This window comes from Bradyrhizobium prioriisuperbiae (assembly GCF_032397745.1).
GTDB lineage: Bacteria > Pseudomonadota > Alphaproteobacteria > Rhizobiales > Xanthobacteraceae > Bradyrhizobium_A > Bradyrhizobium_A prioriisuperbiae.
Genome location: NZ_CP135921.1, coordinates 5,510,380 through 5,535,582, shown reverse-complemented (window position 1 = coordinate 5,535,582; position 25,203 = coordinate 5,510,380). Strand labels below are relative to the sequence as shown.

Sequence of the window (25,203 nt, the reverse complement as noted above, 5' to 3'; positions counted from 1 at the left end):
CCGGCCTTGCCGCAGTATGCAGACCGTCTTTGAACAACCCGAATTCGATTGCTGCAATCGCTCGAGGAAAACCAATGTCTCGCATCCTTGATCGTCATATCCCCGACCGTCGTCCCCTCGCTCGTCATACGCTTACCGTCGCTGCGAGCGCGGTCCTCGCCGCGCTGATGATCGGCGCGCCGTCGCGCAACGCCCGTGCGGACGAGGCCGAGATCGCGCGCGGCAAGTATCTTGTCGCGTTCGGCGGCTGCCTGGATTGCCATACCCAGGGCTATTTCTCCGGCAAGCCGGACATGGCGCGCTATCTCGGCGGATCGGACATCGGCTTCGAAATTCCCGGCCTCGGCATTTTCGTCGGCCCGAACATCACGCCCGACAACGACACCGGCATCGGCCGCTGGAGCAGCAAGGAAATCGTCACGGCCATTCGAACCGGTGTACGGCCCGATGGCCGCATTCTGGCGCCGATCATGCCCTGGCGGGGTCTGGCCGCCCTCACCGACGCGGATGCCCAGGCGATCGCCGCATTCCTCAAGAGCTTGCCACCGGTCAGCAACAAGGTGCCCGGCCCATTCCATCCCGGCGAGAAATCGACGGTGTTCGTCATGAAGGTGGTGCCGCCCGAGATCGCGCCCTCCGCAAAATGAGACCGTGTCCGCAGGCGCCCGCCGCCTTCCCGCACGGAAGACGCGGATGCGCAACGGATCGTGATGAGCACTGAAACAAGGATGTTGCCATGAAGCTGCAGGCCGTCATTGCCGTCCTCGGCGTTGTTGCGGCCGGCGCCGCACAAGCGCAAGGAAACGATCAAGCCGCCGGCCAGCGCACCGTGTCCGTTTGCCCGAGCACGTTCAAGGCCTATGCCGGAACGAGCGAGCCCCTGACCTGCAGTTGCACGCGCGAGCAGATCGACATCAACCAGTATTCATTCCCGACCTACGGCAACGACGTCTACACCTCGGACTCGAGTCTGTGCCGGGCCGCAGTCCATGCCGGCGCGGCCGACGCCAGGACCGGCGGCACGGTTACGATCGTTCCCGAAGCGGGACGCAAGGCGTATGCGGGAGCGATCCGAAACGGCATTCAATCCCTCGACGCCGGCGCACACGACGCGAGTTTCCGTTTCGCGACTGGATCCGCCGCGGGCCAAAGCGCAGGCACGAGCGCCGCCACGCCGGCTGCGAGTGTTTCGGTCTGCCCGAGCACGTTCAAGGCTTATGCGGGAAGCGGCGAGCCGCTCACCTGCAGCTGCGGCCGCGAACAGATCGACATCAACCAGTATACGTTCCCGACCTACGGCAACGACGTCTACACCTCGGATTCCAGTCTGTGCCGGGCCGCGGTCCATGCCGGCGCCGCCAATGCCAGGACCGGCGGCACGGTTACGATCGTTCCCGAAGCGGGACGCAAGGCCTACGCGGGCGCCATCCGCAACGGCATTGAATCGCTCGACGCCAACGAGCACGAGGCAAGTTTCCGCTTCGCCATGGCCCCGGCCCCTGCCGCCAACCCGGGCCGTGACGCCGCACCCACCGCTCCCGCAGCATCAACCTCGGCAGCGGCTTCAATCTGTCCGAGCACGTTCAAGGCCTACGCCGGAACCAGCGAGCCCCTGACCTGCAGCTGCACCGGCGAGCAGATCAATATCAACCAGTATTCGTTCCCGACCTACGGCAATGACGTCTACACCTCGGATTCCAGCCTCTGCCGGGCCGCGGTCCATGCCGGTGCCGCCAGCGCCAAGACCGGCGGCACCGTCACCATCATTCCCGAGGCAGGACGCAAGGTTTATGCCGGCGCGGTTCGCAACGGGATCGAGTCGCTTGATGCCGGCGCGCATGACGCGAGTTTCCGCTTCGCTGTGGCCCGGACACCACCGCCGCAGGCACCAGCACCGCCGGTCGCCGTGGTCGCCGGCAAGCCTGTGCAGCAGCCGATCGCGGCGACCATCGAAGCCACCGGCCAGGTCGCACTTTATATCCAGTTCCGCTTCAACTCCGCGGATCTCGATGTGTCGGCATCGCCCACCTTGAACGAGTTGCGCGATGCATTGAGCGCGACACCCAACCTCCGTCTGCTCCTGGTCGGCCATACCGATGCGATCGGAACGCCGGACTACAATCAAACGCTGTCCTGGCGACGGGCGCAGGCGGTAATGAATTGGCTGACCGCGCAAGGAATTGCGCAGACGCGTCTCGGCATCGACGGCAAGGGACAATCTCAACCTGTCGCCGACAATGCCACCGATGCGGGCCGCGCACTCAATCGCCGGGTGCAGGCGATCCGCGTCCCGTAAATCCCTGAACGTGACTGGCCGATCGCCGGCTACGGTTCCTGCGTACGCACACCTGTCACGGTTTTGTGCTGTCGCCGGCGACTCAGATAGGCTGCCGCCATCGCCGGAATGCTGGGGGCGATTGCGGTGCTCTGCCAGGCGGGGCTACCGCAGGTTCGTTGTGGAGGTTCGCCATGGGACGTGTGCACCCGGCCCAGCGAAGCCGGCCGCCACCGCCCGTCGACGAGCATGACGGCGAACAGCCGGATGTGCGTGCGCTGATTGAAGAGAACACACGGCTGAAACAGCTTGTGCTTCAGCTGTCATGCCTCGTGCTCAAGAACGCGGTCGATCGGAAATAACGCAGCCAGCGCGCCTCCCCGATGCGGTATCCAACGGAATCAGGCGAGGCCTCGCTCCAGCCGCCGTTCCCGAGTGGGTTTCGGTTCCACGGTGCTACGCTTTCCGGATCATCGCGACCTTCCGCGCTGCGGAACGGGATGTCGCCTCGCACGCGGCGCAACCTTTGGCCGGTATACAAAAAAAGCGGGCCGAACGCGGATCCCGGGCCAGACGGCGCTTCACGTTGCCTCGCCACCATGCAATAGAACGATGGCGCGGATACAACCGCCGATCTGCCGGGCTCTCCTCCCGGAACCCGATACCGTTCACCAACGTAACGGACGCAGAAAAGCCAAATTGACGGCAGATTTGTTGTCGACTGAATTATTATTCGAAATAATATTTAAGATAAATTTTGGGGGTGAAGCGCGATGGCAGCGGATCACGAGGAAAACCAGGTTCAGGCCAACGAGGCGGCGCTGAGGACTGAAGAAGCCCTCCGTCTCATCAAGGCGTTTCGCGCCTTGGACAGTCAACCGGTCCGCGAAGCCTTGATCGTCCTCGCCGAACATCTCGGTGCCGTCAAGAATCGCCTTCAATAAGTATCAGCTCGATAAGCAGCGACGACAACACTTTAACAAACCGCGACTGCAAGGAAACGACTGCGATCAGAATCGGCAGCGATCCGTCGAAATGCCAATTACCCTTAAACTCCCGACGCCCGCGCTTATTCCGTAACGGCAATGTGCGCGTCAAAACGCCCCGATCATCCGCCGCAAAACCGATTTGTATTGCGACTCGGTCAAATCAGGAATTCGATGCGGGGAGTTGAAGGGGTCTGGGAGGATTTTCCATGAACAGCCCATTTGCCGCGGCAGCCCACATCGGACCCGCGTGCCTCGAACTGAAAAGACTCGCAGAAAAAGCCGATCTGAAGCTGCTCGCCCATCTCCTCGACATGGCGAGTCTTCAGGCGTCGAAAGACCAGCTCGCAACTGCCCCCGGCGGCATGGGAGAGAAGCGCACCAACACTGTGCAGTTGCGGACCGTGCGCGGCTCTCATGCAGCCAGCCCCCATTCCGGAAAGACCCATTCCAGCAAGATCGGGGAAGCGTTGCGCTGAGCCGCCATTGAGCCGATCCGAATCCAGGCCGTTATCATTGCCTGATCACTGCCTGGCGGCGTGCTGATGCGACGAACACTTGAGCGACGCATGCTCGACCGAGATCGACTCGGTCCTGATCCGGAGCCAGCGCTGGACAGCGTCGATGGCCCCCAGGTTAATGCTCCCCGGCTCTTACCGAAAAAAGGTAACACTAAGTCAACGGTACTGCGCCACGGGCGACTGTATTCTCGCGGAAAACAGCCCTGCTCTATGCAAACTCATAACAAATCCTTTCATCGATGACGGCATTTGGCGTGAATTCCTTGAATGGATGTGAACGCGGATCGATGTACAACACCATGCTACTGCCTCGCATGGTGTTATTTCTCCGTTTTCACGGTCGCTCCTCATGCACAAGATTTTGGCACACATCATCGAGAGACGGCACAAGCGGTTCGAGCTTCGCCGGCCGGGGTTCATTTTTTGCGGTGCCAATGCGCCGCTCTATGAATGCTTCATTCTGGACATTTCGGAAGGAGGTGCTCGCATTGAAGTGGGCGAGCTGATACCGCCCAAAGTCTTCGTCCTGCTGCTGACGCCGAATGGCAATGTCAGCCGGCATTGCGTGACGGCATGGCGACGGGGCGCGGAGATCGGCGTCAGGTTTCACCGGCCACGCCGCCAGACCGACACCTCGGCGAACGTGCAGGATGCCGGCCCGCCGCGGAAGCAAGTGGTTCTGCAAGTTTGAACGGATGGAACGTCCAGAGATTCAACAAGCAGAGAAACCGGACATCTCAGAGAACCTCGGGGCGCCCCGTCAAAGATAGCCCGCACACGAGGTGTGCATTGTCCCCGTTCATCTCTTGCACACGTGTGATCTGGGCTTCTGAGAATCAGCCACCTGACCTATGATGCCGTCACCGCACGGAATTGGGGCCGTGCATATTCGTTTGTTTGCGTGGGAATCGGTCGTCGCGCCATCGGACGCATGATCGTTCCGAGAGTTCATTGAATAACCAACAAATACCTTTGCTAGCCGATTCATCGCTTTGCTAGCCAAAATCAGTGACCTTGCGGCGATGGCTATTGCGGCCGTCCCCGCAAGGCTGTCGGCGACCCCAGATCGATCGAACCAAACGGGTCGGATTCACAATTGGGGCCATACAATTGGGGATACCCATGCGCAACTACGGTGACTATTCGAACGAGACGATGAGCACGGCGAAAGGCGAAAGATTTTCAGCCGACGAAGGATTGGAATTGATCCGGGTATTCCAGAGCATTCCACGACGTGCTGATCGAAGCGCTGCTCTCGACATCATCAAACGGTTCGCGGCGCAGTCCTGCGTGCCGGACCAAGATACCATCATCATGAAAACGCCTCGGGCTATCTGATCGGCAGCGACTTGTTTCAAACGGCCTGAACTCCATATTCGCAGCATTGACGCCGCCCGCTTTGGCGCCGGCGCGGCTTTGACTTTGGATGCTGTCAGAGCATGGACGCGATCAGCCGGATTGACACCACAATGCTTTTTCAATGGACATGTTATCGACGCTGACAGCCGCCGACCTGACCCTGCTTCTTCTCGGCATCGTCGTATGCCTGGGAACAGCCGTGGTGCTGATGCTTTGGCAGATCCAGCGCCAGCTACATCGAAAACGCCGCGGTCCCCGGCCGTAATGCGCTACGGACGTGGCTGACACCAACGCGCGATCGACGCACGTCCCGAACTCCGGCAAGGTTACGCAACATCCGGCAACGCAGCGCGATCGCCTCACGCGTTCTGTCGCAACCAACAGCACGTCGTGAAGCGTGTCGAGCGAACTGGATCCCGGTTCGCGGGACGGAGCTGCGTTTAGGCTGCAGCGCGGTTCTTGATCGCGCCGACAATCGCGGTCAGGACCGCTCCGGCAACGCCGCCGCCGGCAAGCTGGCCGATCATTGCGCCGATGTCGAGCGTCGAGGCCGAGTTCGCCAGCAGCGGAATCAAGGTCCCGAGAAGCTGGCCCCCGACCCCGCCGCCAATCGCGCCGGCAAGAGTGTTGCCAATGGTGCCGAGGTCGATGCCCTTGGCCGCACCGCCGGCCACGTTTCCACCAACCGCGCCGCCGACAATCTGGATGATTAAATTGATCAGTAGCCCTGACATGATGTCCTCTCCGATCGATTTTCTGCGTCTCTGGCGTGCCGACTCATGGCCGCCACAGCCGCGATGCTAATCCGAAGGAGCCAGTGCGTCATGCCGCGCAGTTTTACGGATACGCGACGTTCATGCTGCAGTCGCGAACTTTGTGCCTGAAATTACTGCGGCGCACCCGCGCTTGATTCACGCTGGCGAATGCCGATGATCGTGAGCACGGCCCCCCTAGCCGACCAAAATGCCGCGTCTCACCGCGGTCGCTTTCCGGCCGCCCGATGCGCTCATCATTGCTTTTCCGGAGACCCTCATGACCGATCAGGACATCCTCACCAGCCTCAACCGCGACTATGTCAGCTCGGTACAGCACTCCGACGTCGCCCGCTTCGACGCCATCCTGGCGGATGATTTCTATTGCTCCAACCCCGACAAAACGCTGGTCGACCGCGCAAATTTTCTGAAGCAGACCGCCAGACCCGTGGCCATCCGCGATCTCGCGGCCCATGACGTCAACATTCGCATCATGGGCGACTTCGCCATCATCCATGCGCGCACCAGCTACACCCTGCCCGACGGCAGCGCGGGCTCCGGCCGCTACACCGACGTCTGGGCCAGGCGCAATGGACAATGGCTGGCGGTGTCCGCGCACGTGTCGCGCTGAGCATCGATCGGACCACGCGGGCGGCGCTCCGCCGTTCGCGCCGAGGCAGTTGGCGGCTTGCGAACTGCTACTGCACGTTCCCGGCTGGCTTGGCTTGCGTCGTCTTCGCGGCCTTGGCCTGGCCGGTTTTGGCGGGCGCCGTCTTGGCAGCCGGCGCTTTCGCCGAGGCCCGCGACGGCTCGGCGCTGCGAACGCTCCCCCACGGATCGTTGCTGGCTTTGCCGTTGGGAATCTTCTTCAGCGATTCCTTGTAGTCGCGCTCCAGCGCCTGTTCGCGCTCGATCTGGTCGGGCGTTTTGGATGGTGTCTCGGGAATGATGCTGGTGCCGAGGCTCTGCGCATGGGCCGGACCGGCCAGCAGCGCCGCCATCAAGGCAATGCGAAACGTCTTCACTTCAGGTCTCCTCAATCTCTCGTCCGTGGTCCGGTCGCCCGGCGCGAAACTAGCCCATTCTCGTATCCGGTGGAAACCGGCACGGCCGGATGGCCGGTTCCCGCGCGCGGAATTCCCGATCCATGCCAGCAGTGCAAATACAACAAAAAGGAGGGCAGATTTGGTCGATGACCGCTCATCCCCCTCCCCAAATTTGCCATCTCCCGATAGAATATCAAGCGACAGGCGCATATAGCCAAGCTTGAGGAGACGGAAGATATGAAACGGGTTCTGATCGCGCTCTCGATCATGGCACTGGCCACACCGGCCTTGGCAGCCCCGGTCAAAGGCGGCGACGGTCCGGCTCCGCCGTCGGAAGCGCAGCAGCGCGCGGCCGCCCGCAAAGCCAAAGAAGATGAACGCGCCTACAAGGATGCACTGGAGCGGATCCCGACGTCGACCAAGAAGCAGGATCCCTGGGGCAAGATGCGTTAGATCGACGCGCTGGCGCGATCACTGCGGCGGAAACATACGGACACCTTTCCGCTCAATGCTCCGCCGAACTGCGGTGCGGACGATCACAATTGCGATTTGTACGCAATCCTCCGCTATTTTTGGAACACTAGATTAAGGATGCTGCCCTAGCGTGAGCATCGATGTATTTGCGCGCGCAAGCTGCAGTGCTATGCGGGCAGCAACAAGTTCGATGTTGAGTTCGCAGTCATGGAAGAGCACCGCGCCAGCCCACGTCAGAGGGTTTTCAAGGCAGCCACGATTTCATTCAACGGTGATGCCGGCATCAGTTGCACCATTCGCAACCTGTCGGCGACCGGCGCCGCGCTCGATGTGGCAAGTCCGCTGGGTATTCCCCCCAAGTTCACGCTGATCTTCGAGGGCGATCACAGCGCGAAGCCCTGCCATATTGTCTGGCGCAAGGAACGGCGGATCGGCGTCGCTTTCGACTGAGACGCATCAGCTCCGAGGCAGCTTCTCGTTATGCGCGCTTGGCGACTTTGCCCAATGCGGTCGCCTTGGCCGGCGCGGCGAGCCATTCCATGTTCGGCGCATAGCGGCAGGTCGCGTCGCCCGGCTTCAGCGGGGGCGCGCCCGGCTTGATCTCGACCCCCATCACGGCCCGCGCGGTGCCGAAGCTCACCACGATGATGTCGCGGGTGCGTTGATCGGGGCGCGGCTGCGCATCCTCGATCCGCAGCAGCCCGGGCTCGTTCTGGCGCAGCTTGCCGGCCTTCCACCATTTGGCCCCGCGCGCATCGCGGAAATCGTCCACCGTCTCGCCGGTGAAGGCGATCTGGCCGATGGTCACCCGATAGCCGAAACGGGCGAAATGATCGACAATGTCGTTGTCGCTCATCGGAATACGTTCGCGTGCGTTCTGCATGCCGTGTTTCCGTGCCAGGCGCCGACCTGCAAAAAAAGCCTGTCCGGCGCGTGAAAATACCTGCTCTTGCAATCCATCCAGGCGCAATCGGCAGCCGGGTAGCCCGGTAGCATCGTGCCCGTCAAACTTGATGAAAAGGTTTATAGATGCCGTCCGCAATGCCGGCGGCCCCGGCTCAGCCGATCGTGGTGAATTATCAATTAAGGATATGCGCGCAGTTTGATGGTCTCCCCGCACGTAATTTTTCAATGTCCTGTTTAAGGTCGCGCGTGTGAGCCTCCAGCGGCCTGACGGACCGCGTGACATGTGCTCGCACGGGGAATGACGTGACTGACGCAGCCGACATGATGCAACGAACGAAGGCGCTGCGCGAGGCCGCCGAACCGCGCAGCAACGAAGGCGCGAACATGTCCTGGGTCATCCGCCATGCACAGCCGCGGCTGCGCCGCGCGGCGCCGCGGCACGATCGACTGGTGCCGCTGAGCGCCATCGCCAACGCACATTGGCAGGAACTGGCCGACCGCGCCGCCGAGCCGAATGGATACTATCTGCCCGATTGGGAAGCCGCGGTGAATGCCTCGGCGCGCGACCGCGGCGGCGCCCTGGCGCTCACCGCCTGGGGCCATGCGGAGCGCGCAGGCGCCGCAACCTCGCAGCTGATCGGCCTGTTGCCGGCGATCTCCGCGTGGCGCGCCTATCGGATTCCCATTGCTGCCCTGGTCAGCGCCGATCCTTATGGCCCGCTCGGCACCCCGCTGCTCGACCAGGATGCCACCGACGATGCCGTGCGGCGCATGTTGCGCCAGGCCCGCGACGCCGGGATGCACGCGCTGATCCTGCGTGATGTTCCGCTGCAGGGACCGGTGCTCGCCGCCTTCACCCACGCCCTCGCCCGTGACGGCCTGGCGCCGCGCATCCTGCAATCCCGGGAGCGCGTCGGCCTCGACGCCACGCGCGATGCCGAGGAGGCACTGCGCGACGCGCTGGGGTCCAAAAAACTGAAGGAGCTGCGCCGGCAGCGCAACCGTCTGGCCGAACACGGCGAGATCGCGCTCCACATCGCGCGCCGCCCCGACGAGATCCTCAGCGCGCTGGAGATTTTCCTGTCACTCGAGGCCAGCGGCTGGAAGGCCAAGCGCGGCACCGCGCTGGCCCAGCACGAGGGCGACCTGCGCTTCATGCGTCAGGCGGCATCGGCCCTCGGCGCGCGCGGGCTCTGCGAAGTGGTGACCTTGACCGCCGGCGCAACGCCGGTGGCATCGGGCGTCGTGCTGCGGCATCGCGACCGTGCCTACTGGTTCAAGCTCGGCATCGACGAGCGGTTTGCGAAAATGTCGCCGGGGGTTCAGCTCGCGCTGGAACTGACACGGCATCTGTGTGCCGATCCCGCCATCGCCTTTGTCGATTCTTCCGCGACGGCCGACCATCCCATGATCGGTCCGATCTGGCGCAATCGGTTCACGGTTGGTGACGTGCTGATCCCGCTGCGGCGTCACGATCCCGCGGTGGCCGCGATCCGGATCGCGCTGCGCCTGCGCCAGCTCGCGCGCGAGCCGGCCCGCCGTCTGGTCCACTTCATCCGGGCCCTGAAAGAGCGCCGCCGGTAAGGGCGCTTGTCTACGCGGCCGGTGGCGCCGCCAGCTCCGCCGCCACCTGGCGGATCGCCTTCGCCAGTTGATCCGCCGGCTGCGCGCCGGAGATGCCGTATTTGTTGCCGAGGATGAATGTGGGAACGCCGCTGACACCGGCTTGCGCGGCCGACTGCGCCTGCTGCGAGATCAGCTCGACGTCTTCATCGGTGCCAAGGCGCTTGCGGATGTCATCGGCATCGAGCCCGCAATCGGCGGCCGCCTGCACCAGCACCTCAGGGGCGGTCAGGTCGCCGCCATCCCGGAAGTAGAGCTCCATCAGCCGTTGCTTCACCTCCGCCGATTTGCCCGCAGCCTCCGCCCAGTGGATCAGGCGATGGCAGTCGAGGGTGTTGGGCTGCCGCTTGACCAGGCCGGGATGATATTCGAGGCCTTCGGCCGCGGCGGTGTCGACCACACGGCCCGCGATCTTGCCGTAGGCCTCGACCGAGCCGAACTTGGTGGTCAGGTATTCGTCGCGGCTGATGCCTTCGCGCGGCACCCACGGATTGAGAAAGAACGGATGCCAGCGCACCTGGACATCGACGTCGCTGACCTCGGCCAGCGCATTTTCGAGCCGGCGCTTGCCGATATAACACCAGGGACAGACCACGTCGGAGACCACATCGACCGTCAGGGATTGTTTCGCTGCAGCCATCGTCAGGTCCTTGTTTGAAAGGGTCGCTGACCGGCAGATAAGCCCGTCGACGAGCCGAGACAAGTGGTTCCACCGGGGTGACCGCTCACGCCGCCGGGCGATCGACCCGCAACGACGACGGCACCTGCCCCATCACCTTGCGAAACGCCGCCGAGAACGCACTCGATGAGTGATAACCGTTGCGCGCAGCCACCTGCGAGATCGGCGTCCCGGCAACAATCGCCTCCAGCGCATTGTGAAAACGCACACGCTGCCGCCAGACGGCGAAGCTCAGGGCGGTCTCGGCTTCGAACAATCGCGCCAGCGTGCGCACCGAGGCGCCGGCGGTGTCGACCCAGCCCTCCAGCGTCTGCCGGCTCGCCGGATCGGCCAGCAGCGCGGTGCAGACCCGCAGCAGCCGAGGATCCCTTGGCATCGGGATCACCAGCGACAGCCGCCGGGCGCGGGCGATCTCCGCCAGAATGAGAAAGGCCACCGCGCCGGCGCGTCCTTTCTCGTCGTAGATCACCGGCTCCTCGATCATCGCCAGCACCAGTTCGCGCAGCAGGCCGGAGACTTCCAGCACCGTCGGTGTCGGTGGCAGATCCGCGCGGGCGTCACCGGCGATGTAGAGCGTGCGCATCTCGACCCGGCCATGGATGCTGATGGCATGCACCGTGTGCGCCGGCAGGTACACCGCGCGGTCGGGCGGCACGATCCAGGCCTCCCGCTCCGTGCGCACCCGCATCACGCCGGTGACGGCATAGACCAGCTGATCGCGCGGATGCTGGTGCGGTTCGATCTCGAAGCCGCCGGCAAAACTCTTCGCCATCGCCGCCAGCGGCCGCGGCACCCCCTGATAGTCGTCGGCGTCGCTGCTGCGGACACGCGGCTTGCTCATGCGATCTCTTGGCGTCTCTTGCGGAATTGATAGCGGATTGCCGACATTGAAACCGCCTGCGCCGCCATGGCCGTTTCTCGACGAAAAATGGCATGACAACGCCAGCGTGCCAAGGCTATTTTTGACGCATCAACTGCCGGGGCTGCCATGAATCGCGATCGCATCCACTTCCTGTTTCTCAACATCGGCCATTTTCTCGATCACCTGTTCACGCTGATTTTCGCCACTGTCGCGGCGCTGGCGCTGTCGCGCGAATGGGGGCTGGGCTATGGCGAACTCTTGAAATACGCCACGCCCGGCTTCTTCGCGTTCGGGCTGTTCTCGCTGCCGGCGGGCTGGCTGGCCGACAAATGGAGCCGCGAGGGCATGATCAGCGTGTTCTTCATCGGCATTGGGCTTTCGTCGATCGCGACCGCATTCGCGGCGACACCGCTGCAGGTCGGCATCGGGCTGTTCGTGGTCGGCGTGTTTGCCGCGATCTATCATCCGGTCGGCCTCGCCATCGTCACCCAGCGCTGGAAGAACACCGGCATGCGGCTGGCCGTGAACGGCGTCTGGGGCAATCTCGGCGTCGCCAGCGCCGCGCTGCTCACCGGCTACTTCATCGATCACGGCGGCTGGCGCGCGGCCTTCGTGGTGCCCGGCATCTTCTCGATCGTGATGGGCGTGCTCTACACCATCGCGATCTGGCCGGAGATGACCCGCGACAAAGCGCCGGCGCCCGCGGCCGCCGTGGCAGCGACCACGCCGGATCACAAGGCGCTGCTGATGCGCATCTCCGCGATCGTCTTCCTCACCACCGCGGTGTCCAGCATCGTGTTCCAGTCCACGACTTTCGCGCTGCCAAAGATCTTCGACGAGCGGCTGCAGGGAACGGCAACGGCCATGGCGCAGTGGCTGAACACCACCGGCCTCACTGCCCGCGCCGATGTCGCCACCTTGGTGGGCGCCTTCGCCTTCACCGTGTTCGCGGTGGCCTCGATGGCGCAGTTGATCGTGGGCCACATGCTGGACCGCTTCGGCCCGCGCACGGTGTTCCTCACGGCGGCCGCGATGCAGTTCGTGTTCTTCGCCATGATGCCGGGGCTGCAGGAGGGTTTCGCACTCGCCGTCGCCGTCGGCTTCATGCTCGGCGCTTTCGGCCAGATTCCGATCAACGATTTCATGATCGGCAAGATGGCGAGCGGCGAGGCCCGCGCCCGGGTCTATGGCGTGCGTTATGTGGTGAGCTTCACCGCACTGGCCGCGGCGCTGCCGCTGATCTCGATCGTCTACGAGCGCTGGGGCTTCGACACGCTGTTCAAGATTCTGGCGAGCGCGGCGCTGATCATCCTTGCCGCGGTCGCCTGCCTGCCGGCGCGGCTGCCGGCCCCGACGCCAGCAAGAGCGTAAGATGACGTAGCCCGGATGAGCGGAGCGATATCCGGGACTGCGGCTGCTGTTGCCCCGGATATCGCTTCGCTCATCCGGGCTACAATATTCAGGCGGAGGGCATGGCGTCGGCCAGCACCCGCATTCGCTTCGCGGTCACCTCATCTGCGGGAAAGAACGTCTCGATCGCCAATTCCGACAGCGTGATGTCGACCGGCGTGCCGAACACCATGGTGGTCGAGATGAAGCTCAGGACGTCGTCGCCGAACCGCATCCGGAACGGCACCGCGATGCTGTCCGACGGCGCCGCGTGCGGCGTGCGCCTTGCCGGGATCGGAAACGCCTTCAGCTCGTCATAAAGCGCGATCAGCACCGGATCGGCGGTCGCTTCGCACTGCCGCTGCAGCCGCTCCAGCAGATGCGAACACCACTCGGCGAGATTGACGGTGCGCGCCGCCAGCCCCTCCGGATGGAAACTCAGCCGCATCACATTGAAGGGATGGCCGAGCAGGCGCTGCGGCACGCCGTCAAGCAGCGGCGTCACCATGCGGTTCGCCGCCACCAGGTTCCAGTGCCGATCGACCGCGAGCGCCGGATTGGGCTCGTGCGCCTTCAGCACCAGGTCGACCGCCTGCCGCGCCGCCTGCAGCGCCGGATCATCCAGCGGTCGCTGCGGAAACGCCGGCGCAAACCCTGCAGCCACCAGCATGACATTACGCTCCCTCAGCGGCACCTCGAGCCGCTCCGCCAGCCGCAGCACCATGTCGCGTGACGGAGCCGAGCGCCCGGTTTCCATGAAGCTGAGATGCCGCGCCGAAATCTCGGCATCCGACGCCAGATCGAGCTGGCTGAGCCGGCGGCGCTGGCGCCAGTCGCGCAGGTACTCGCCGATGTGAACGGGCCGTGCGTTTGCGGTTTTGGACGGGGCAATGTGGGTTGTCATCATGGCTGAACGCTAACATGTGCGCTTCGGACGATCCATTACCTCCGAGGTAATGGATCGTGGCACCAAACCCTCTCAAATCGTGAAATTTATTTTGCGCACCGCCATCGATACCAACAGAAATACCAACATCTCGAAGCCTGGGGTCCACGATAAAAAACATCGACAAGCCAATTGGTCAGCGACCCGGGCTGGAGTTGTCGAACGCCTCCTCCGCAGCTTCACGCAATGGACCCCCAGCCGAACGGCAGGCGCCAGTGGTGCCGATCTGAAGTTCCTGCGCTACTTGCCAGATCACATCATGCTGCCGGGCATGAAGCAACGGACCAGCGGGTGGCCATCGATATAACGCCGCCACACCATGGCGCGCCCGACCTTGTTCGGCTGCGTGACCACCGCACCGTCAGGCACCACCGCCCACTCCTCGCCGATGCGTACGCGATAGTGCCCGTGATCGGATTCCCAATCGACATCGGCAACGAAGGAGCCATCCGCGTCCGAGCAGCATAGCCCGAATTCGCTGCGCAGGCTCTCGAACCATGATTTCAGTGGTGAGTTGGCGTAGCGCCCGTCGTCACGCGCCGGTGCGGCTGTGGCCAGCATGATCAGAGCCAGCGACAACGCAGCACGCTTCACCGCAGCTTGTCCTGGTTTCCCGCCGTATACGTATTGGCATGGCGCAGAACAAAATCATACACGCTGAGCGCCGGCGTGCCGGTGATCTTCTCCACGTCCGACGTCAAGCGGTCATACCGATTCTGCTGTTTAAGAAGAGCCATTGTCGCGAGATGGGCGAGCGCATGCTGATCCAGCATGCCGCTGGCCTCCAGTTGCTTGCGCCAGGGCTCCCGGGGCACGTTCACATAAGTGATTTGACGTCCGAGAGCTCTGGAGAATTCCTCGGCAACGCCGTTCATATCCTGGGACCGCGGGCCCGTCAGTTCGTATATCTTGCCAATGTGCTCGGTCGGCGCCTCGAGGACGGTGGCCATCACCCGCGCAACATCTTCACTGGCGACCGGCGAGGTCTTTCCATCTCCGAAGGGGAGCCGAATTTGCCGATGCTCGCGGATCGAATGCATCGACAACCTGAGGAAGAAGGTATCCAGAAATGACGTCGGGCGAACGTGCACGACAGGCAATCCAGACCAGTTCAGCGCCTGCTCCGCCAGCCAATGCATCTTCTGCTGCGGGCTGTCCGTGGTCGAATTGATTCCCATCTGCGACACCGTCATCTGTGAAATGTTCACGAACGCACTCACCTTGTGATGCTTCGCGACGGCGGCGGTATTGATGGTCGCCTCGAGATACGAAGCCGACACCGTCATCCCGAAGTAAACTCGGTCGCAGCCTTCGATCGCACGATGCATCGCATGCAGGTCGAGAAGGTCGCCGACAACAACCTCAACGCCGCGTTCGGCGAGTTTTTCCGATCGGGCATCCTCCTTGCGGACCAGCGCCCTCACCTTGCACCCCCGTTCGATCAACAGCTCGCATACGGCGTGACCAATCGTTCCTGCGGCACCAGTAACTAAGATTGGAGATCCCATGTCTTCCTCCTCGCGTCCATGAGCTGAGCGTGATGCGTTAGACCCGGACTAGTCACGCAGTCGCGGATCGGTTGCGGGCGACGATCTCGTCGTGGGTCAGCGCACCGCCGGCCGCCATGAATTCCTTGAGAAGGGCATCACGATTGCCGGGAGCGCGAGACCGGTCGGCCGCCTGCAGCGCCGATGCCAGTTCGTTCGCCGTCAGCTCCGTGCAATAGGCCGGGGTGCCGGGCTGCTGACGCCAGGAGTTACTCAGAGTCCCAGAGTCCAGCGCGTCGAAGCCGGTGGCCTCCACCAATTGGATGGTCGTGGCCTTGGCTTGCGGAGCATCGCCCGCCACAGGGATGGCGATACGTCCGGATGCCCCGTCCGATTGGCTTCGCGCGGCCAGTGTGACCGCGAGAGCCGCGTTCCATGCCTTGATGACCGGACGACCGATCCGTTCACTCACCCAAACACTTTCCGACTTGCCGCCGTCGACCTCGGCGACTGCACCGTCGCGGAACGGATAGTAGTTCGAGGTGTCGATCACGACGACGTCGGCAGGCACCTTGTTGAATAGGCTGGCGAGATCGGGATACCTCCCGAACGGGATTGCAAGAACGATAACCGCGACGTCCTGCACGGCCTCCTCCTTCGAAACAGCAATGGCTCCCATCTCGCCGGCGAGATCGCGGATGGTGTCCGGTCCCTTCGAATTGGCAAGCTTGACCTCATGGCCGCTGGCGACAAGCTTTCGCGCCAAGGTCGCGCCGATGTTTCCACCGCCAATGATTCCGATCTTCATGGGACGTCCTTTCGTGAACGTGGAAAAACGCTCGTCTCAAGCGCGGGCGGGACGAGCGAATGCATCAAACGCGTCGCCGGTTTCAATTCCGGGTCAAACTTGCCGAGCGCCTTCAGGATAAAGCGTATCTGGTCGCGCAGCCCTGCTTCGGTATCGTCGCCGTGTTGAACGCGGTGCTCGATCAAAATCGGATGGAAGAACGGCATGAACGCGGACATGACCGCTCGCGCGGCTTCCGCGGCATCTTCGTTCTCGAACTCGCCGGCTTCCATCCCCTCGCGTATGACCGCCTCGAAGATCGTCACCATCCGCTCGATATGCACTTTGATCGTCGCCCAGTTCTCCTGCGTAGCGGCGACAATCAGGTCGTGCATGCGCTTTTCTTTGACAAGCTTCATCTTGTTGTGGTGGTGAACGGCGGTCAGGAGCCGGTCGAGTTTCTCCATGGCCGGCGCGTTCGTGCCTGCGATCGCAAAAGCAATGTCCGCGACTTCGTTGACGATCCGCCCGCAGATGGCCTCGTTGATTACGTCCCGGGATGGGAAGAAGCGGTAGACATTCGCCGAGCTCATGCCGAGTTGGGAGGCGATGTCGGCCACCGACGTCTTATGGTAACCGATGCGGCGAAAGTGCTCCTCCGCCACATCCAGGATGCGCGCGCGTGTCGCGTCGAGGTCTGTTACCGTTCGGGACGGACACTTCATGGACGTCCTTGAAATGATGAAGCAGATCTGCGGGACATCCCGGACATCCAACATCTACCTGCTTGTCCGGTCGGCGGTGTCGTCAAGCCATCGCATGAACTCGGCGACATGCTGGGCCCAAAGCTCGGGGCGCGTCATGGTGAAATGGCCCGGCGATGTTGGGGTCCCCTCTTGAACCACGTAGCGGCCGTGTTCCAGCCTTGGCACAATTTTTTCGAGAACTTGCAGCTTGTCGGGGTTGAACTCGTCGTCGGAAAAATTGAGGGCGAAGAGCTTCGTCTTGATCTTGGCAAGCTCGGGCTCAGGGTCGTAGCTGAATGATGACTTGAGCGAGTATATAATGTCGTTTGCGTCGATGTGCCCGGCCGACACGCGGTTGACAGCAAGGAAGTTGTCTGCGGCGGGCCCGTCAGGAATGGCCTGCTGAAGGTTCGCAGCGCTGTCGATCATCAGCCGCAGCACGCCGTAGCCCAGGGTCAAGCCAAGCGGAGTCTGCGTATACTCTCCGTTTTTCCATTCCGGATCGGAACGGATCGCATCGATGACCATGCGACGCCACAGAAGGTTTCGCCCCGAAACCTTGATCGGCAGCGACACCACCGGCATCACGCCGTCCATCATGTCGGGATAGGCCTCGGCCCATTGCCAGGCATTCATTCCGCCCATCGAGATACCGAGAATGGCGTGGAGGTGCTTGATGCCCAACGTCTCGGTCAGCAGCTTGTGCTGGAGATCGACAATGTCGCCATAGTCGTAGTTGGGGAATTTCGCTTTCAGGCCGTCGCTCGGCTGGCTGGATTGACCATGGCCTACACTGTCGGGAAAGATCAGGTAGTAGCGGTTCGCGTCGAGGGGACGGCCAGCATCGAACAGCGCCTTCGTAAAAGTCGGACTTAGAAGCGCGCGGCTATCCGCCCCGGTCCAATGCAGAACGAGAACGGCATTCTCGATGTTGCCCATGGCGTCGCGATGCGGCGTGCCAAGGGTCGCATAATGGATCTTCACGCGCGCCAGCGTCTCTCCATTACGGAACTTGTAATGATCGAACCAGGCATCCGCCCGCACGGTGGTCGGATTGATCCGCTGGTCCCACGGCCCATTGCCGGCGGCCGGCGTTGGCGGATTGGATTGGGCATTTGCTGGGCCTGCGAACACGGCACCCGAGAGGAGAACGCCGAGCAACACAGCGGTTGCCGCGCGCGCACGATGAACCTTCATATGATTTCCCTACACCGTTGATGATGGCTGAAATCTGAGCTTGCTCGGCAAGCAAGGGTGAGCAACTGAAACTGAGCCGCGAGAACTTGAACCGCCTCCTCCGACAACGGAGCCCTACTCGGCAGCCATTGCCGTTCGCAGTCCCGGTTCTTCCGTCGAGTCCTCATGGATCTCATCCGCTGTCGGCTTGATCCGAAACCACGCGGCATAGAGCGCGGGAAGGAACAGCAGGATCAGCACTGTGCCGACCGCCGTGCCGCCGATCAGCGTATAGGCCATCGATCCCCAGAAGACGGAATGCGTGAGGGGGATGAAGGCCAGCACGGCGGCAATTGCGGTCAGGATCACGGGCCGCGTGCGTTGCACCGTGGCCTCGATGACGGCGTGATAGTCGTCAAGGCCGGCCGCATGGTTCTCCTTGATCTGTTCGGTCAGGATCAGCGTGTTGCGCATCAGGATGCCGGCCAGTCCTATCAGGCCCAGAATGGCGTTGAATCCGAAGGGCTGGTTGAAGATGAGCAGCATCGGCACGACGCCGGCGAGGCCAAGCGGCGCCGTCAGCATCACCATCGCCATCGTCGAGAAGGATCGCACCTGCAGCATGATGACGATCAGCATGGCCGCGATCATGGCGGGAAACACCGTCGCCAACGCGTCGTTGGCCTTGGTTGCTTCCTCGATCGATCCGCCCAGTTCGATGCGATAGCCGGCCGGAAGCGATGCGATCAGTGGCTGAAGCGCCGTCATGATCTGCTTGGACACCTCCGGAGGCTGGGTCGCCTCATTGATGTCCGAGCGGATGGTGACGACGGGCGTGCGGTCGCGGCGCTTCAGGATCGGCTCTTCCAGACGGATTTCCGAATGGCCGACCTGGTCGAGCGGAATCGCGCGGCCGTCGCGGCTCATCAGCGAGAAATCCATCAGGCGCGTCGGATCCAGCCGCTCGCCGCCGGCGCTCCGTGCCACGATGGGGACATTGCGAATGTCCTCGCGGACCTGCGTCACGGCGATGCCGGTGAGAAGGAACTGGAGCTGCCGGCCCACCTCCGCCGGCGAGAGGCCGATCAGGTTCAGTCGATCCTGATCCGGGACGAAGCGGAGCACGGGCGTGCGATTGCCCCAGTCGCGGTTGGCTTGCCGCACATCGCCGACGCCCCGCATGATATCGAGGGCTTTTTCGGAGATCGCGTACAATTTTGCGGGATCAGGTCCCGTCACCCGGAACTCGACCGGAAAGGGCGTGTAGGGACCGAACACGAGCTGCGTGACGCGCACATGGGCTTCGGGTGCAAGCCCCTCTGACACGGCCTGTCGGAGCCGATGCTTGAGAGTCTCGCGCGCCTCCGCATCCGGTGTCAGCACCACGATCTTGGCGAAGGCCGGATCGGGCAGTTCCGGCGCCATCGCGAAGAAGAAACGCGGAGCGCCCTGACCGACATAACTCGTGACGATCTTGGACTCGGACTGGTGGTCGAGCCACTGTTCGAGCTTCTCGACCGTGGCGGTCGTCGTCTCGATGCTGGTGCCTTCCGGCAGGCGAACCTCCACCAGCACTTCTGGGCGGTCGGACGTCGGGAAGAACTGCTGTTTGATGGCGCCCATGCCGACGACGGACATTGCGAAGGCGATGGCGACGATGCCGGAGGTGACGAACTTGTGGCGCACGGCGAAGGTGATGAGCCCGCGCAGGCGCCGATAGTTCGGGGTGCCGTAGATCGCGTGATGGCCGCCTTCGATCGGCTTGATCGCCGGCAGCATCTTGACGCCGAGATAGGGTGTGAAGACCACCGCGACGAACCAGGAGACGATGAGGGCGAACCCCACCACCCAGAAGATGTTGCCGGCGTATTCGCCGGCCGTCGAGCGCGCGAAGCCGACAGGCAGGAACCCGGCGACCGTCACCAGTGTTCCGGACAGCATCGGCGCCGCAGTGTGGCTCCACGCATAGGCCGCCGCCTTGATGCGGTCCATGCCCTCTTCCATTTTCACCACCATCACCTCGATGGCGATGATGGCGTCGTCGACCAGAAGACCAAGCGCCAGGATAAGCGCGCCGAGCGTGATGCGGTCGAAGAACCGGCCGGTTTCCAGCATGATGAGGAACACGACGGCCAGCGTCAGGGGGACGGCGGCCGCCACGACGATGCCGACGCGCCAGCCGAGGCTGAGCAGGCTCACCAGCAGCACCACGCCGAGCGCCATCGCGAACTTCATCATGAATTCGTCGACCGCCGAGTTGATGTTGACGGCCTGGTCGCTGACCTTCGCCAGCGTCATTCCGAGTGGCAGCGTCCGCGCGATAGCTGCGGACCTTGCCTCCAGCGCCTTGCCGAGGGCGAGGCCATCCCAGCCCTCTTGCATAACGGCCGCGAGCATGATGGAGGGCTCACCCTGATGCCGGATGAGGTAGGTGGGAGGATCCTCGTAGCCGCGACGGATCTCGGCGATATCTGAGAGCTTCAGCGTTCGCCCCGCAGCTACGATCGGCGTGTCGGCGATCGCCTGCACGCTGTCATAGGCGCCGTCGACCCGGATGAAGACCTGCGGCCCCTTGGTGTCGATTGAGCCCGCCGGCGTGACGGTGTTCTGCCGTTGCAAGGCGGCCACGATATCCTGTGCCGACACCCCCAGCGTTGCCAGCTTGGCATAGGAGAACTCGATGAAGATCTGTTCGGGGCGTTCACCGAGGATGTTGATCTTCTTGACGCCGGGCACGTGCAACAGATCCTGGCGAATGGTCTCGGCTTGCCGTGCGAGCTCCCGCATCGGCATGTCCTTCGCCTTGAGGGCATAAAGCGCAAAACTCACGTCCGAATATTCGTCGTTGACGAAGGGGCCGAGCACGCCGGACGGCAGGTTGCGCGCCTCATCGCCGAGCTTCTTGCGGGCCTGGTAGAATTCCTCCTGCACGACAGACGGCGGCGTGCTGTCCTTCAGCGTCACCGTCAGATACGCATAACCCGGCCGCGTGGTCGTCTCCACCCGGTCGTACCAGGTCAGCTCCTGAAGCCGCTTTTCCAGCGGTTCCGCAACGAGGTCCTGCATCTCGCGCGCCGTCGCGCCCGGCCATACCGTCGTGACCGTCAGGGTCTTGATGGTGAAGGACGGATCTTCCGCCCGGCCGAGCATGAGGAAAGCGTAGACGCCGGCGGCCGTCAGCAGGAGGATGAAGAACAGGCTGACCGCCCGTTCGCGAACGGCGATCGCGGAAAGATTGAAGCTCATCAGTTGCCCCTGCTTTCAGAGGCAGTCCTGACGCGAGCGCCCTCCTGCAGCAGATGCGCGCCGAGAGACACGATCGGATCACCAGAACTCAATCCGGAGATCACCGCGCTTTCGCCGCTCAGCCGAACAAGTTTGACGGGCCGAAAGCGGACGGTTGATGTGGCGCCGTCCAGGACCCACACACCCGTCTTCGTGCCGTCATCGAGCACCGCTCCCAGCGGCACCTCGACTTCCGGCTGGATCGCCTGGCTTGCCAGTCGAATGGTCACCGTCGCGCCAAGAGGGGCTGCCGCGGCCTCACCGTCGAGCACATAACGGGCCTCATAGGTGCGGGTCTGAGGATCGGCGGCATCCGACAACTGTCGCAGATGCGCGGTATGGCGCCGCCCATCGGCCCCATACACGCTGGCCTGGGCCACTGAGCCGATCGCCGGCCGGATCGTTTCGGGAAGCGCGACCACCGCCTCGCGGGGGCCGGCCTTTGCGAGCCGAACGATTGCCTGGCCGGCGGAGACCACCTGCCCGGGCTCGCCAAGCGTTTCGACCACCGTTCCGTCGGCGTCCGCGACCAGCACCGAGTAGGTCGCCTCGTTCTCGGCGACCCGCGCGTCAGCTTCGGCCGCTGCGAGTTGCGCCTGGGTCGTATCCAGCGCGGCCTTCGCTTGCTCGTAGCGCTGTCTGGAGGCCCATCCGTTGCTCACCAACTTGGCGTATCGCTGTTCATCCGCGTCCATCTGCACGACGGATGCACGCGCCGCCGCGACCGCGTTGCGCTTTGCCGTCACCGCGAGGCGAAGGTCGGTTTCATCGATCCGCATCAACGGCTGACCGGCTTTGACCTGCTCACCGGCATTCACAAGCCGTTCCACAATCTTGCCGGGAACGCGAAAACCGAGATTGCTCTGCACCCTCGCCCCGATGACGCCCGTGAAGCCGCGTTCGGAGCCGGCCACCGGCGCGGCCGTCGCCAGTCTGACGATCGGTGGTTCCTGCCTCGGGTCGCTCACGGCAGGGGCTGCGTGCGTGCGAATGGACAGCGTGACGACTGCGGCCGCCCCGAACACCGCGACCAAGGTGCTTACCAGCACGACAAGGGGTCTCTTTTTCATGTCATCGCCTCAAAAAAATAGATTGCGTTCGAACTCTATAATCGATATAGATGTTGAACGCAATCTAAAAAAGGAGGTCGACAATGCGAGTCAGTCGCATCCAGGCCGCGGAAAACCGCGAGACCGTCATTAATGTAGCCAGCCGCCTTTTTCGGGAGCGCGGCTTCGACGGCATCGGTCTCAAGGATCTGATGGAAGGCGCCGGACTGACCCAAGGCGCGTTCTATAAGCAGTTCGCGTCAAAGGAAGACCTGACGGCGCAGGCCTCGAAGCGGGCGCTGGAGAGCGCCTTTCAACGATGGTCAGCCGCGGCCGCGGCCAATCCACAGGACCCGCTTGGCGCGGTCATCGCGTTCTATCTCAGCATGGATCATCGCGCGGAAAGAATGGACGGCTGCCCGGTCGCTGCGCTCGGCTCGGATGCTGCCCGGCAGGGCGCCGACGTGAAGGCGTCATTCGAAGCCGGGATCAGGGAATACCTCCAACTGCTCAGTCGTTGGGTTGGCGATGGCGATGAACCCAGCGACAAGACCATGGCCCTTCTCTCGACCATGGTCGGTGCGGTGGTCCTCTCGCGGGCGGTCAACGACGAGCGGCTGTCAGAGCGGTTCCTGCAGGCGGCCGCCGGGAGCGTGCTGGCGGGATCGTCTGCCGGCGATAGCAAACCAGCACCGCTCCAATAAGGATGAATTCCATGACCAAGACCAGTCTCGGCGTCGCCCTGGTGACGGGCGCATCTACCGGCATCGGCCACGCTACGGCAACAACCCTGCAGAACGCCGGCTTTCGCGTGTTCGGCACCAGCCGTCGCGCGGCGGCCGAACGATCCGACGGCGTAACCATGCTGTCCTGCGATGTGACCGATGGCGCCTCCGTGGCGAAACTGGTCGACGAGGTGCTGGCCAAGGCCGGGCGCATCGACCTGCTCGTCAACAATGCCGGCATTGGCTTGTTCGGCGGCGCGGAAGAGTCCTCGATTGCACAGGCCCAGGCGCTGTTTGATGTGAATGTCTTCGGCGTTCTCCGCGTGACCAACGCGGTGTTGCCGGCCATGCGACGTCAGGGCAAGGGGCGAATCGTCAATCTGAGTTCGGCGCAGGGATTCATCCCGGCTCCCTATTTTGCGCTCTATGCGTCGACCAAGCATGCCGTTGAAGGCTATTCCGAATCGCTTGACCACGAACTGCGCCCGTTTGGAATTCGCGTTGTATTGGTCGAGCCCGCCTATACCCGGACCTCATTCGAAGAGAATCTCGTAAGGCCCGACCAGCTGCTTGATATCTATGGGTCTGCGCGCGCCGGCATGGCTGTAGCCGTGCGGAAAGCGATGGAAAAAGGCGATTCGCCCGAAGTGGTCGCCAAGACCGTTTTGGCGGCTGCGACCGATCGCGTTCCGAAGCGGCGCTATGCGGCGGGAAAATTAGCGCGCCAGGTCAGCCTCCTGCGCCGTTTCGTTCCCGCATCCGCATTCGACAAGAGCCTGCGAAAGCAGCTCGGGCTGCCGGCCTGACGTCGATACGACACCTGTTTCGCTCGATGTGGCAGGAGTCAGGAGTCGAGGAGTCGTGAGCCACTGTGCGAGGAGGACGCGCATCTCTCAGGCCCCGCATCCGCGGTCGTTATCAAAACCACAGCAACGAGCTTTTTAAATTCACGAGGAGAAAAAATGCGCAAGGCCGGGATACACAATTTCCCAACAATCGATCGTGTCGTTTATGGCAAAGCTGCGTCTGACGCCTTGAACGATGAGGCGGAGCGACTTGAGGCAAAGCGCGTCTTCCTTATCGTCAGTCGCACCTTGAACACCAACACCGATGAGATCGAGAAAATCCGGCGCACGCTCGGCGACAAACATGCAGCGACCTTCGATGGGATTGCGCAGCACACGACGCGCAAGCAGGCTGCCGAGGTTGCGCGCCATGCGAATGACGCACGAGCCGATCTGGTCGTGGCTGTCGGTGGAGGCTCTGCGATCGATCTCGCCAAGATCGTCATCATGGCGATGGAACACGATATCCGCGATGAAGCGGGCTTCGATCCCTTTCCCATGGGCCCGGGCGTGAACTTCTCTCCCTTCCGCTCGCCGAAAGTCCGGCAGATCGCGGTGCCAACCACACTGAATGGCGGCGAATACAATGCCGCAGCGCTCGTCACCGATGAGCGCAACAAGCTGAAGCAGATATTCTTTCACCCCCAAATGATGCCGGTGGCGATCATTCTCGACCCTGCCCTCACCCTTCATACGCCTTCGAAGCTCTGGATGGGATCGGGAACGCGCTCGATGGACCACGGCATCGAAGCCTTGTGCTCGCCGGCCGGCACTCCCTTGACTGACGAAGCCGTCCTGGCCGGCATCCGCGTTCTGCGTGAAGGAATGCTCCGGACATTGCAGCAACCTGATGATCTGGAGGCGCGCCGACTATCTCAATATGGCTCGTGGCTCGCGTCTTTCGGGTTGCAGGCACGCGTCCCCATGGGAGCAAGTCACGGCATCGGCCATGTGCTTGGAGGGACTTTCGACGTTCCTCACTATTATTGCACGCCCGTCATCATGCCGAGCCTTCTTCGCTACAACAAGCCATTCACCGAGGATGCGCAAAAGCGTTTGGCGACGGCTCTAGGTGCCCCGGGTATCGAAGCCGCAGATGCTTTCTCTGAATTCACCAGAACACTCGGATTGCCTGGCCACCTTGCCGATGTCGGCATTGGTGAAGACAAGTTCGATCGGATCAGCAAGATTGCGATCAATCATCGCTTCGTCCAGGCCAATCCGCGGCCTTTCAAAAGCGAGGCCGACATCGTCGATCTGCTGCGAATGGCAGCGTAGCTGCAGG

The 25,203-nt window shown here is 62.8% G+C and carries 28 protein-coding genes; 14 read left to right on the top strand and 14 right to left on the bottom strand.

All coding sequences use genetic code 11. The annotated features are described in order from the left end of the window. Positions 1 to 167: 167 nt before the first annotated feature. The 3 genes from RS897_RS26115 (at position 168) to RS897_RS26105 (ending at position 2,637) form a co-directional block, all read left to right on the top strand. On the top strand, positions 168 to 647 hold the full coding sequence (locus RS897_RS26115) for a c-type cytochrome (protein ID WP_315838748.1): 480 nt from the start codon (positions 168 to 170) through the stop codon (positions 645 to 647). 89 nt (positions 648 to 736) lie between these two features. Next, on the top strand, positions 737 to 2,296 hold the full coding sequence (locus RS897_RS26110; RefSeq protein WP_315831604.1) for an LCCL domain-containing protein: 1,560 nt from the start codon (positions 737 to 739) through the stop codon (positions 2,294 to 2,296). Positions 2,297 to 2,469: 173 nt separating this feature from the next. Next, the gene (locus tag RS897_RS26105; RefSeq protein WP_315831603.1) at positions 2,470 to 2,637 is read left to right on the top strand and encodes a hypothetical protein; all 168 of its coding nucleotides are present in this window, start codon (positions 2,470 to 2,472) and stop codon (positions 2,635 to 2,637) included. A 306-nt stretch (positions 2,638 to 2,943) separates the two neighbouring features. Here RS897_RS26105 and RS897_RS26100 read toward each other — a convergent pair whose 3' ends face one another. Beyond that, positions 2,944 to 3,216: a hypothetical protein gene (locus RS897_RS26100; protein ID WP_315831602.1), complete on the bottom strand. Its 273-nt coding sequence runs from the start codon at positions 3,214 to 3,216 to the stop codon at positions 2,944 to 2,946. Between the two features lie 254 nt (positions 3,217 to 3,470). Between RS897_RS26100 and RS897_RS26095 the strand changes: the two genes are divergently transcribed. From RS897_RS26095 to RS897_RS26085, 3 genes are all read left to right on the top strand, one after another. Continuing rightward, positions 3,471 to 3,740, top strand: a complete 270-nt coding sequence (locus RS897_RS26095) for a hypothetical protein (protein WP_315831601.1) — start codon at positions 3,471 to 3,473, stop codon at positions 3,738 to 3,740. A gap of 391 nt (positions 3,741 to 4,131) precedes the next feature. Then, complete coding sequence (locus RS897_RS26090) at positions 4,132 to 4,473, top strand: PilZ domain-containing protein (RefSeq protein ID WP_315831600.1); 342 nt, start codon at positions 4,132 to 4,134, stop codon at positions 4,471 to 4,473. A gap of 431 nt (positions 4,474 to 4,904) precedes the next feature. Further along, entirely contained in the window at positions 4,905 to 5,120 is a 216-nt protein-coding gene (locus tag RS897_RS26085) for a hypothetical protein (protein WP_315831599.1), read from the top strand. A gap of 461 nt (positions 5,121 to 5,581) precedes the next feature. Here the strand turns inward: RS897_RS26085 and RS897_RS26080 are convergent, their stop codons facing one another. Next, the gene (locus tag RS897_RS26080) at positions 5,582 to 5,875 is read right to left on the bottom strand and encodes a hypothetical protein (protein WP_315831598.1); all 294 of its coding nucleotides are present in this window, start codon (positions 5,873 to 5,875) and stop codon (positions 5,582 to 5,584) included. Between the two features lie 298 nt (positions 5,876 to 6,173). Between RS897_RS26080 and RS897_RS26075 the strand changes: the two genes are divergently transcribed. Then, complete coding sequence (locus RS897_RS26075) at positions 6,174 to 6,524, top strand: nuclear transport factor 2 family protein (RefSeq protein WP_315831597.1); 351 nt, start codon at positions 6,174 to 6,176, stop codon at positions 6,522 to 6,524. 67 nt (positions 6,525 to 6,591) lie between these two features. On the opposite strand, the gene RS897_RS26070 is transcribed toward RS897_RS26075, so the two are convergent. Next, positions 6,592 to 6,918 carry a hypothetical protein gene (locus tag RS897_RS26070; RefSeq protein ID WP_315831596.1) on the bottom strand — a complete coding sequence of 109 codons (327 nt, stop codon included), beginning with the start codon at positions 6,916 to 6,918 and terminating at the stop codon, positions 6,592 to 6,594. 258 nt (positions 6,919 to 7,176) lie between these two features. Here RS897_RS26070 and RS897_RS26065 point away from each other — a divergent pair, with 258 nt between their 5' ends. Continuing rightward, on the top strand, positions 7,177 to 7,392 hold the full coding sequence (locus tag RS897_RS26065; RefSeq protein ID WP_315831595.1) for a hypothetical protein: 216 nt from the start codon (positions 7,177 to 7,179) through the stop codon (positions 7,390 to 7,392). Between the two features lie 228 nt (positions 7,393 to 7,620). Continuing rightward, positions 7,621 to 7,863, top strand: coding sequence for a PilZ domain-containing protein (locus RS897_RS26060; protein ID WP_315831594.1), 243 nt, complete (start codon positions 7,621 to 7,623; stop codon positions 7,861 to 7,863). A gap of 28 nt (positions 7,864 to 7,891) precedes the next feature. On the opposite strand, the gene RS897_RS26055 is transcribed toward RS897_RS26060, so the two are convergent. Next, positions 7,892 to 8,296: a hypothetical protein gene (locus tag RS897_RS26055; RefSeq protein ID WP_315831593.1), complete on the bottom strand. Its 405-nt coding sequence runs from the start codon at positions 8,294 to 8,296 to the stop codon at positions 7,892 to 7,894. 326 nt (positions 8,297 to 8,622) lie between these two features. Here RS897_RS26055 and RS897_RS26050 point away from each other — a divergent pair, with 326 nt between their 5' ends. Then, positions 8,623 to 9,903 (top strand): GNAT family N-acetyltransferase, encoded by a 1,281-nt coding sequence (locus RS897_RS26050; protein WP_315831592.1) that lies wholly within the window; start codon positions 8,623 to 8,625, stop codon positions 9,901 to 9,903. Positions 9,904 to 9,913: 10 nt separating this feature from the next. Here RS897_RS26050 and RS897_RS26045 read toward each other — a convergent pair whose 3' ends face one another. Then, positions 9,914 to 10,582 carry a DsbA family oxidoreductase gene (locus RS897_RS26045; protein WP_315831591.1) on the bottom strand — a complete coding sequence of 223 codons (669 nt, stop codon included), beginning with the start codon at positions 10,580 to 10,582 and terminating at the stop codon, positions 9,914 to 9,916. An 85-nt stretch (positions 10,583 to 10,667) separates the two neighbouring features. Next, positions 10,668 to 11,462, bottom strand: a complete 795-nt coding sequence (locus RS897_RS26040; protein WP_315831590.1) for an AraC family transcriptional regulator — start codon at positions 11,460 to 11,462, stop codon at positions 10,668 to 10,670. Positions 11,463 to 11,609: 147 nt separating this feature from the next. On the opposite strand from RS897_RS26040, the gene RS897_RS26035 reads away from it, so the two are divergent. Next, the gene (locus RS897_RS26035; protein ID WP_315831589.1) at positions 11,610 to 12,854 is read left to right on the top strand and encodes an MFS transporter; all 1,245 of its coding nucleotides are present in this window, start codon (positions 11,610 to 11,612) and stop codon (positions 12,852 to 12,854) included. An 88-nt stretch (positions 12,855 to 12,942) separates the two neighbouring features. On the opposite strand, the gene RS897_RS26030 is transcribed toward RS897_RS26035, so the two are convergent. From RS897_RS26030 to RS897_RS25995, 8 genes are all read right to left on the bottom strand, one after another. Then, positions 12,943 to 13,776, bottom strand: coding sequence for a helix-turn-helix domain-containing protein (locus tag RS897_RS26030; RefSeq protein ID WP_315838747.1), 834 nt, complete (start codon positions 13,774 to 13,776; stop codon positions 12,943 to 12,945). A 294-nt stretch (positions 13,777 to 14,070) separates the two neighbouring features. Further along, a complete protein-coding gene (locus RS897_RS26025; protein ID WP_315838746.1) occupies positions 14,071 to 14,379 on the bottom strand; it encodes a hypothetical protein in 309 nt (102 codons plus the stop codon). 29 nt (positions 14,380 to 14,408) lie between these two features. Beyond that, positions 14,409 to 15,326 (bottom strand): SDR family NAD(P)-dependent oxidoreductase, encoded by a 918-nt coding sequence (locus RS897_RS26020; protein ID WP_315831588.1) that lies wholly within the window; start codon positions 15,324 to 15,326, stop codon positions 14,409 to 14,411. A gap of 52 nt (positions 15,327 to 15,378) precedes the next feature. Beyond that, a complete protein-coding gene (locus tag RS897_RS26015) occupies positions 15,379 to 16,113 on the bottom strand; it encodes an NADPH-dependent F420 reductase (RefSeq protein WP_315831587.1) in 735 nt (244 codons plus the stop codon). Then, positions 16,110 to 16,871 (bottom strand): TetR/AcrR family transcriptional regulator, encoded by a 762-nt coding sequence (locus tag RS897_RS26010; RefSeq protein ID WP_315831586.1) that lies wholly within the window; start codon positions 16,869 to 16,871, stop codon positions 16,110 to 16,112. The genes RS897_RS26015 and RS897_RS26010 overlap by 4 nt, the downstream gene beginning before the upstream one ends. Further along, the gene (locus RS897_RS26005; protein WP_315831585.1) at positions 16,872 to 18,035 is read right to left on the bottom strand and encodes an alpha/beta fold hydrolase; all 1,164 of its coding nucleotides are present in this window, start codon (positions 18,033 to 18,035) and stop codon (positions 16,872 to 16,874) included. A gap of 114 nt (positions 18,036 to 18,149) precedes the next feature. After that, positions 18,150 to 21,260, bottom strand: a complete 3,111-nt coding sequence (locus RS897_RS26000; RefSeq protein WP_315831584.1) for an efflux RND transporter permease subunit — start codon at positions 21,258 to 21,260, stop codon at positions 18,150 to 18,152. Beyond that, positions 21,260 to 22,369: an efflux RND transporter periplasmic adaptor subunit gene (locus tag RS897_RS25995; RefSeq protein WP_315831583.1), complete on the bottom strand. Its 1,110-nt coding sequence runs from the start codon at positions 22,367 to 22,369 to the stop codon at positions 21,260 to 21,262. Before RS897_RS25995 ends, RS897_RS26000 begins: the two co-directional genes overlap by 1 nt. An 83-nt stretch (positions 22,370 to 22,452) precedes the next feature. Here RS897_RS25995 and RS897_RS25990 point away from each other — a divergent pair, with 83 nt between their 5' ends. The 3 genes from RS897_RS25990 (at position 22,453) to RS897_RS25980 (ending at position 25,196) form a co-directional block, all read left to right on the top strand. Continuing rightward, a complete protein-coding gene (locus RS897_RS25990) occupies positions 22,453 to 23,052 on the top strand; it encodes a TetR/AcrR family transcriptional regulator (RefSeq protein ID WP_315831582.1) in 600 nt (199 codons plus the stop codon). 11 nt (positions 23,053 to 23,063) lie between these two features. Further along, complete coding sequence (locus RS897_RS25985) at positions 23,064 to 23,879, top strand: oxidoreductase (RefSeq protein ID WP_315831581.1); 816 nt, start codon at positions 23,064 to 23,066, stop codon at positions 23,877 to 23,879. 156 nt (positions 23,880 to 24,035) lie between these two features. Further along, the gene (locus RS897_RS25980) at positions 24,036 to 25,196 is read left to right on the top strand and encodes an iron-containing alcohol dehydrogenase (protein ID WP_315831580.1); all 1,161 of its coding nucleotides are present in this window, start codon (positions 24,036 to 24,038) and stop codon (positions 25,194 to 25,196) included. The last annotated feature ends 7 nt before the right edge of the window (positions 25,197 to 25,203 follow it).

What these genes read in the sequence shown, in the direction of transcription:
- RS897_RS25990 (WP_315831582.1), top strand. Translation starts at nt 22,453, where the DNA reads ATGCGAGTCAGTCGCATCCAGGCCGCGGAAAACCGCGAGACCGTCATT.
- RS897_RS26095 (WP_315831601.1), top strand. Translation starts at nt 3,471, where the DNA reads ATGAACAGCCCATTTGCCGCGGCAGCCCACATCGGACCCGCGTGCCTC.
- RS897_RS26005 (WP_315831585.1), bottom strand. Translation starts at nt 18,035, where the DNA reads ATGAAGGTTCATCGTGCGCGCGCGGCAACCGCTGTGTTGCTCGGCGTT.
- RS897_RS26000 (WP_315831584.1), bottom strand. Translation starts at nt 21,260, where the DNA reads ATGAGCTTCAATCTTTCCGCGATCGCCGTTCGCGAACGGGCGGTCAGC.
- RS897_RS26040 (WP_315831590.1), bottom strand. Translation starts at nt 11,462, where the DNA reads ATGAGCAAGCCGCGTGTCCGCAGCAGCGACGCCGACGACTATCAGGGG.
- RS897_RS26015 (WP_315831587.1), bottom strand. Translation starts at nt 16,113, where the DNA reads ATGAAGATCGGAATCATTGGCGGTGGAAACATCGGCGCGACCTTGGCG.
- RS897_RS26105 (WP_315831603.1), top strand. Translation starts at nt 2,470, where the DNA reads ATGGGACGTGTGCACCCGGCCCAGCGAAGCCGGCCGCCACCGCCCGTC.
- RS897_RS26090 (WP_315831600.1), top strand. Translation starts at nt 4,132, where the DNA reads ATGCACAAGATTTTGGCACACATCATCGAGAGACGGCACAAGCGGTTC.
- RS897_RS26045 (WP_315831591.1), bottom strand. Translation starts at nt 10,582, where the DNA reads ATGGCTGCAGCGAAACAATCCCTGACGGTCGATGTGGTCTCCGACGTG.
- RS897_RS26025 (WP_315838746.1), bottom strand. Translation starts at nt 14,379, where the DNA reads ATGCTGGCCACAGCCGCACCGGCGCGTGACGACGGGCGCTACGCCAAC.
- RS897_RS26030 (WP_315838747.1), bottom strand. Translation starts at nt 13,776, where the DNA reads ATGACAACCCACATTGCCCCGTCCAAAACCGCAAACGCACGGCCCGTT.
- RS897_RS26035 (WP_315831589.1), top strand. Translation starts at nt 11,610, where the DNA reads ATGAATCGCGATCGCATCCACTTCCTGTTTCTCAACATCGGCCATTTT.
- RS897_RS26010 (WP_315831586.1), bottom strand. Translation starts at nt 16,871, where the DNA reads ATGTTGGATGTCCGGGATGTCCCGCAGATCTGCTTCATCATTTCAAGG.
- RS897_RS26110 (WP_315831604.1), top strand. Translation starts at nt 737, where the DNA reads ATGAAGCTGCAGGCCGTCATTGCCGTCCTCGGCGTTGTTGCGGCCGGC.
- RS897_RS26020 (WP_315831588.1), bottom strand. Translation starts at nt 15,326, where the DNA reads ATGGGATCTCCAATCTTAGTTACTGGTGCCGCAGGAACGATTGGTCAC.
- RS897_RS26115 (WP_315838748.1), top strand. Translation starts at nt 168, where the DNA reads ATGATCGGCGCGCCGTCGCGCAACGCCCGTGCGGACGAGGCCGAGATC.
- RS897_RS25985 (WP_315831581.1), top strand. Translation starts at nt 23,064, where the DNA reads ATGACCAAGACCAGTCTCGGCGTCGCCCTGGTGACGGGCGCATCTACC.
- RS897_RS25980 (WP_315831580.1), top strand. Translation starts at nt 24,036, where the DNA reads ATGCGCAAGGCCGGGATACACAATTTCCCAACAATCGATCGTGTCGTT.
- RS897_RS26055 (WP_315831593.1), bottom strand. Translation starts at nt 8,296, where the DNA reads ATGCAGAACGCACGCGAACGTATTCCGATGAGCGACAACGACATTGTC.
- RS897_RS26060 (WP_315831594.1), top strand. Translation starts at nt 7,621, where the DNA reads ATGGAAGAGCACCGCGCCAGCCCACGTCAGAGGGTTTTCAAGGCAGCC.
- RS897_RS26075 (WP_315831597.1), top strand. Translation starts at nt 6,174, where the DNA reads ATGACCGATCAGGACATCCTCACCAGCCTCAACCGCGACTATGTCAGC.
- RS897_RS26080 (WP_315831598.1), bottom strand. Translation starts at nt 5,875, where the DNA reads ATGTCAGGGCTACTGATCAATTTAATCATCCAGATTGTCGGCGGCGCG.
- RS897_RS26085 (WP_315831599.1), top strand. Translation starts at nt 4,905, where the DNA reads ATGCGCAACTACGGTGACTATTCGAACGAGACGATGAGCACGGCGAAA.
- RS897_RS25995 (WP_315831583.1), bottom strand. Translation starts at nt 22,369, where the DNA reads ATGAAAAAGAGACCCCTTGTCGTGCTGGTAAGCACCTTGGTCGCGGTG.
- RS897_RS26065 (WP_315831595.1), top strand. Translation starts at nt 7,177, where the DNA reads ATGAAACGGGTTCTGATCGCGCTCTCGATCATGGCACTGGCCACACCG.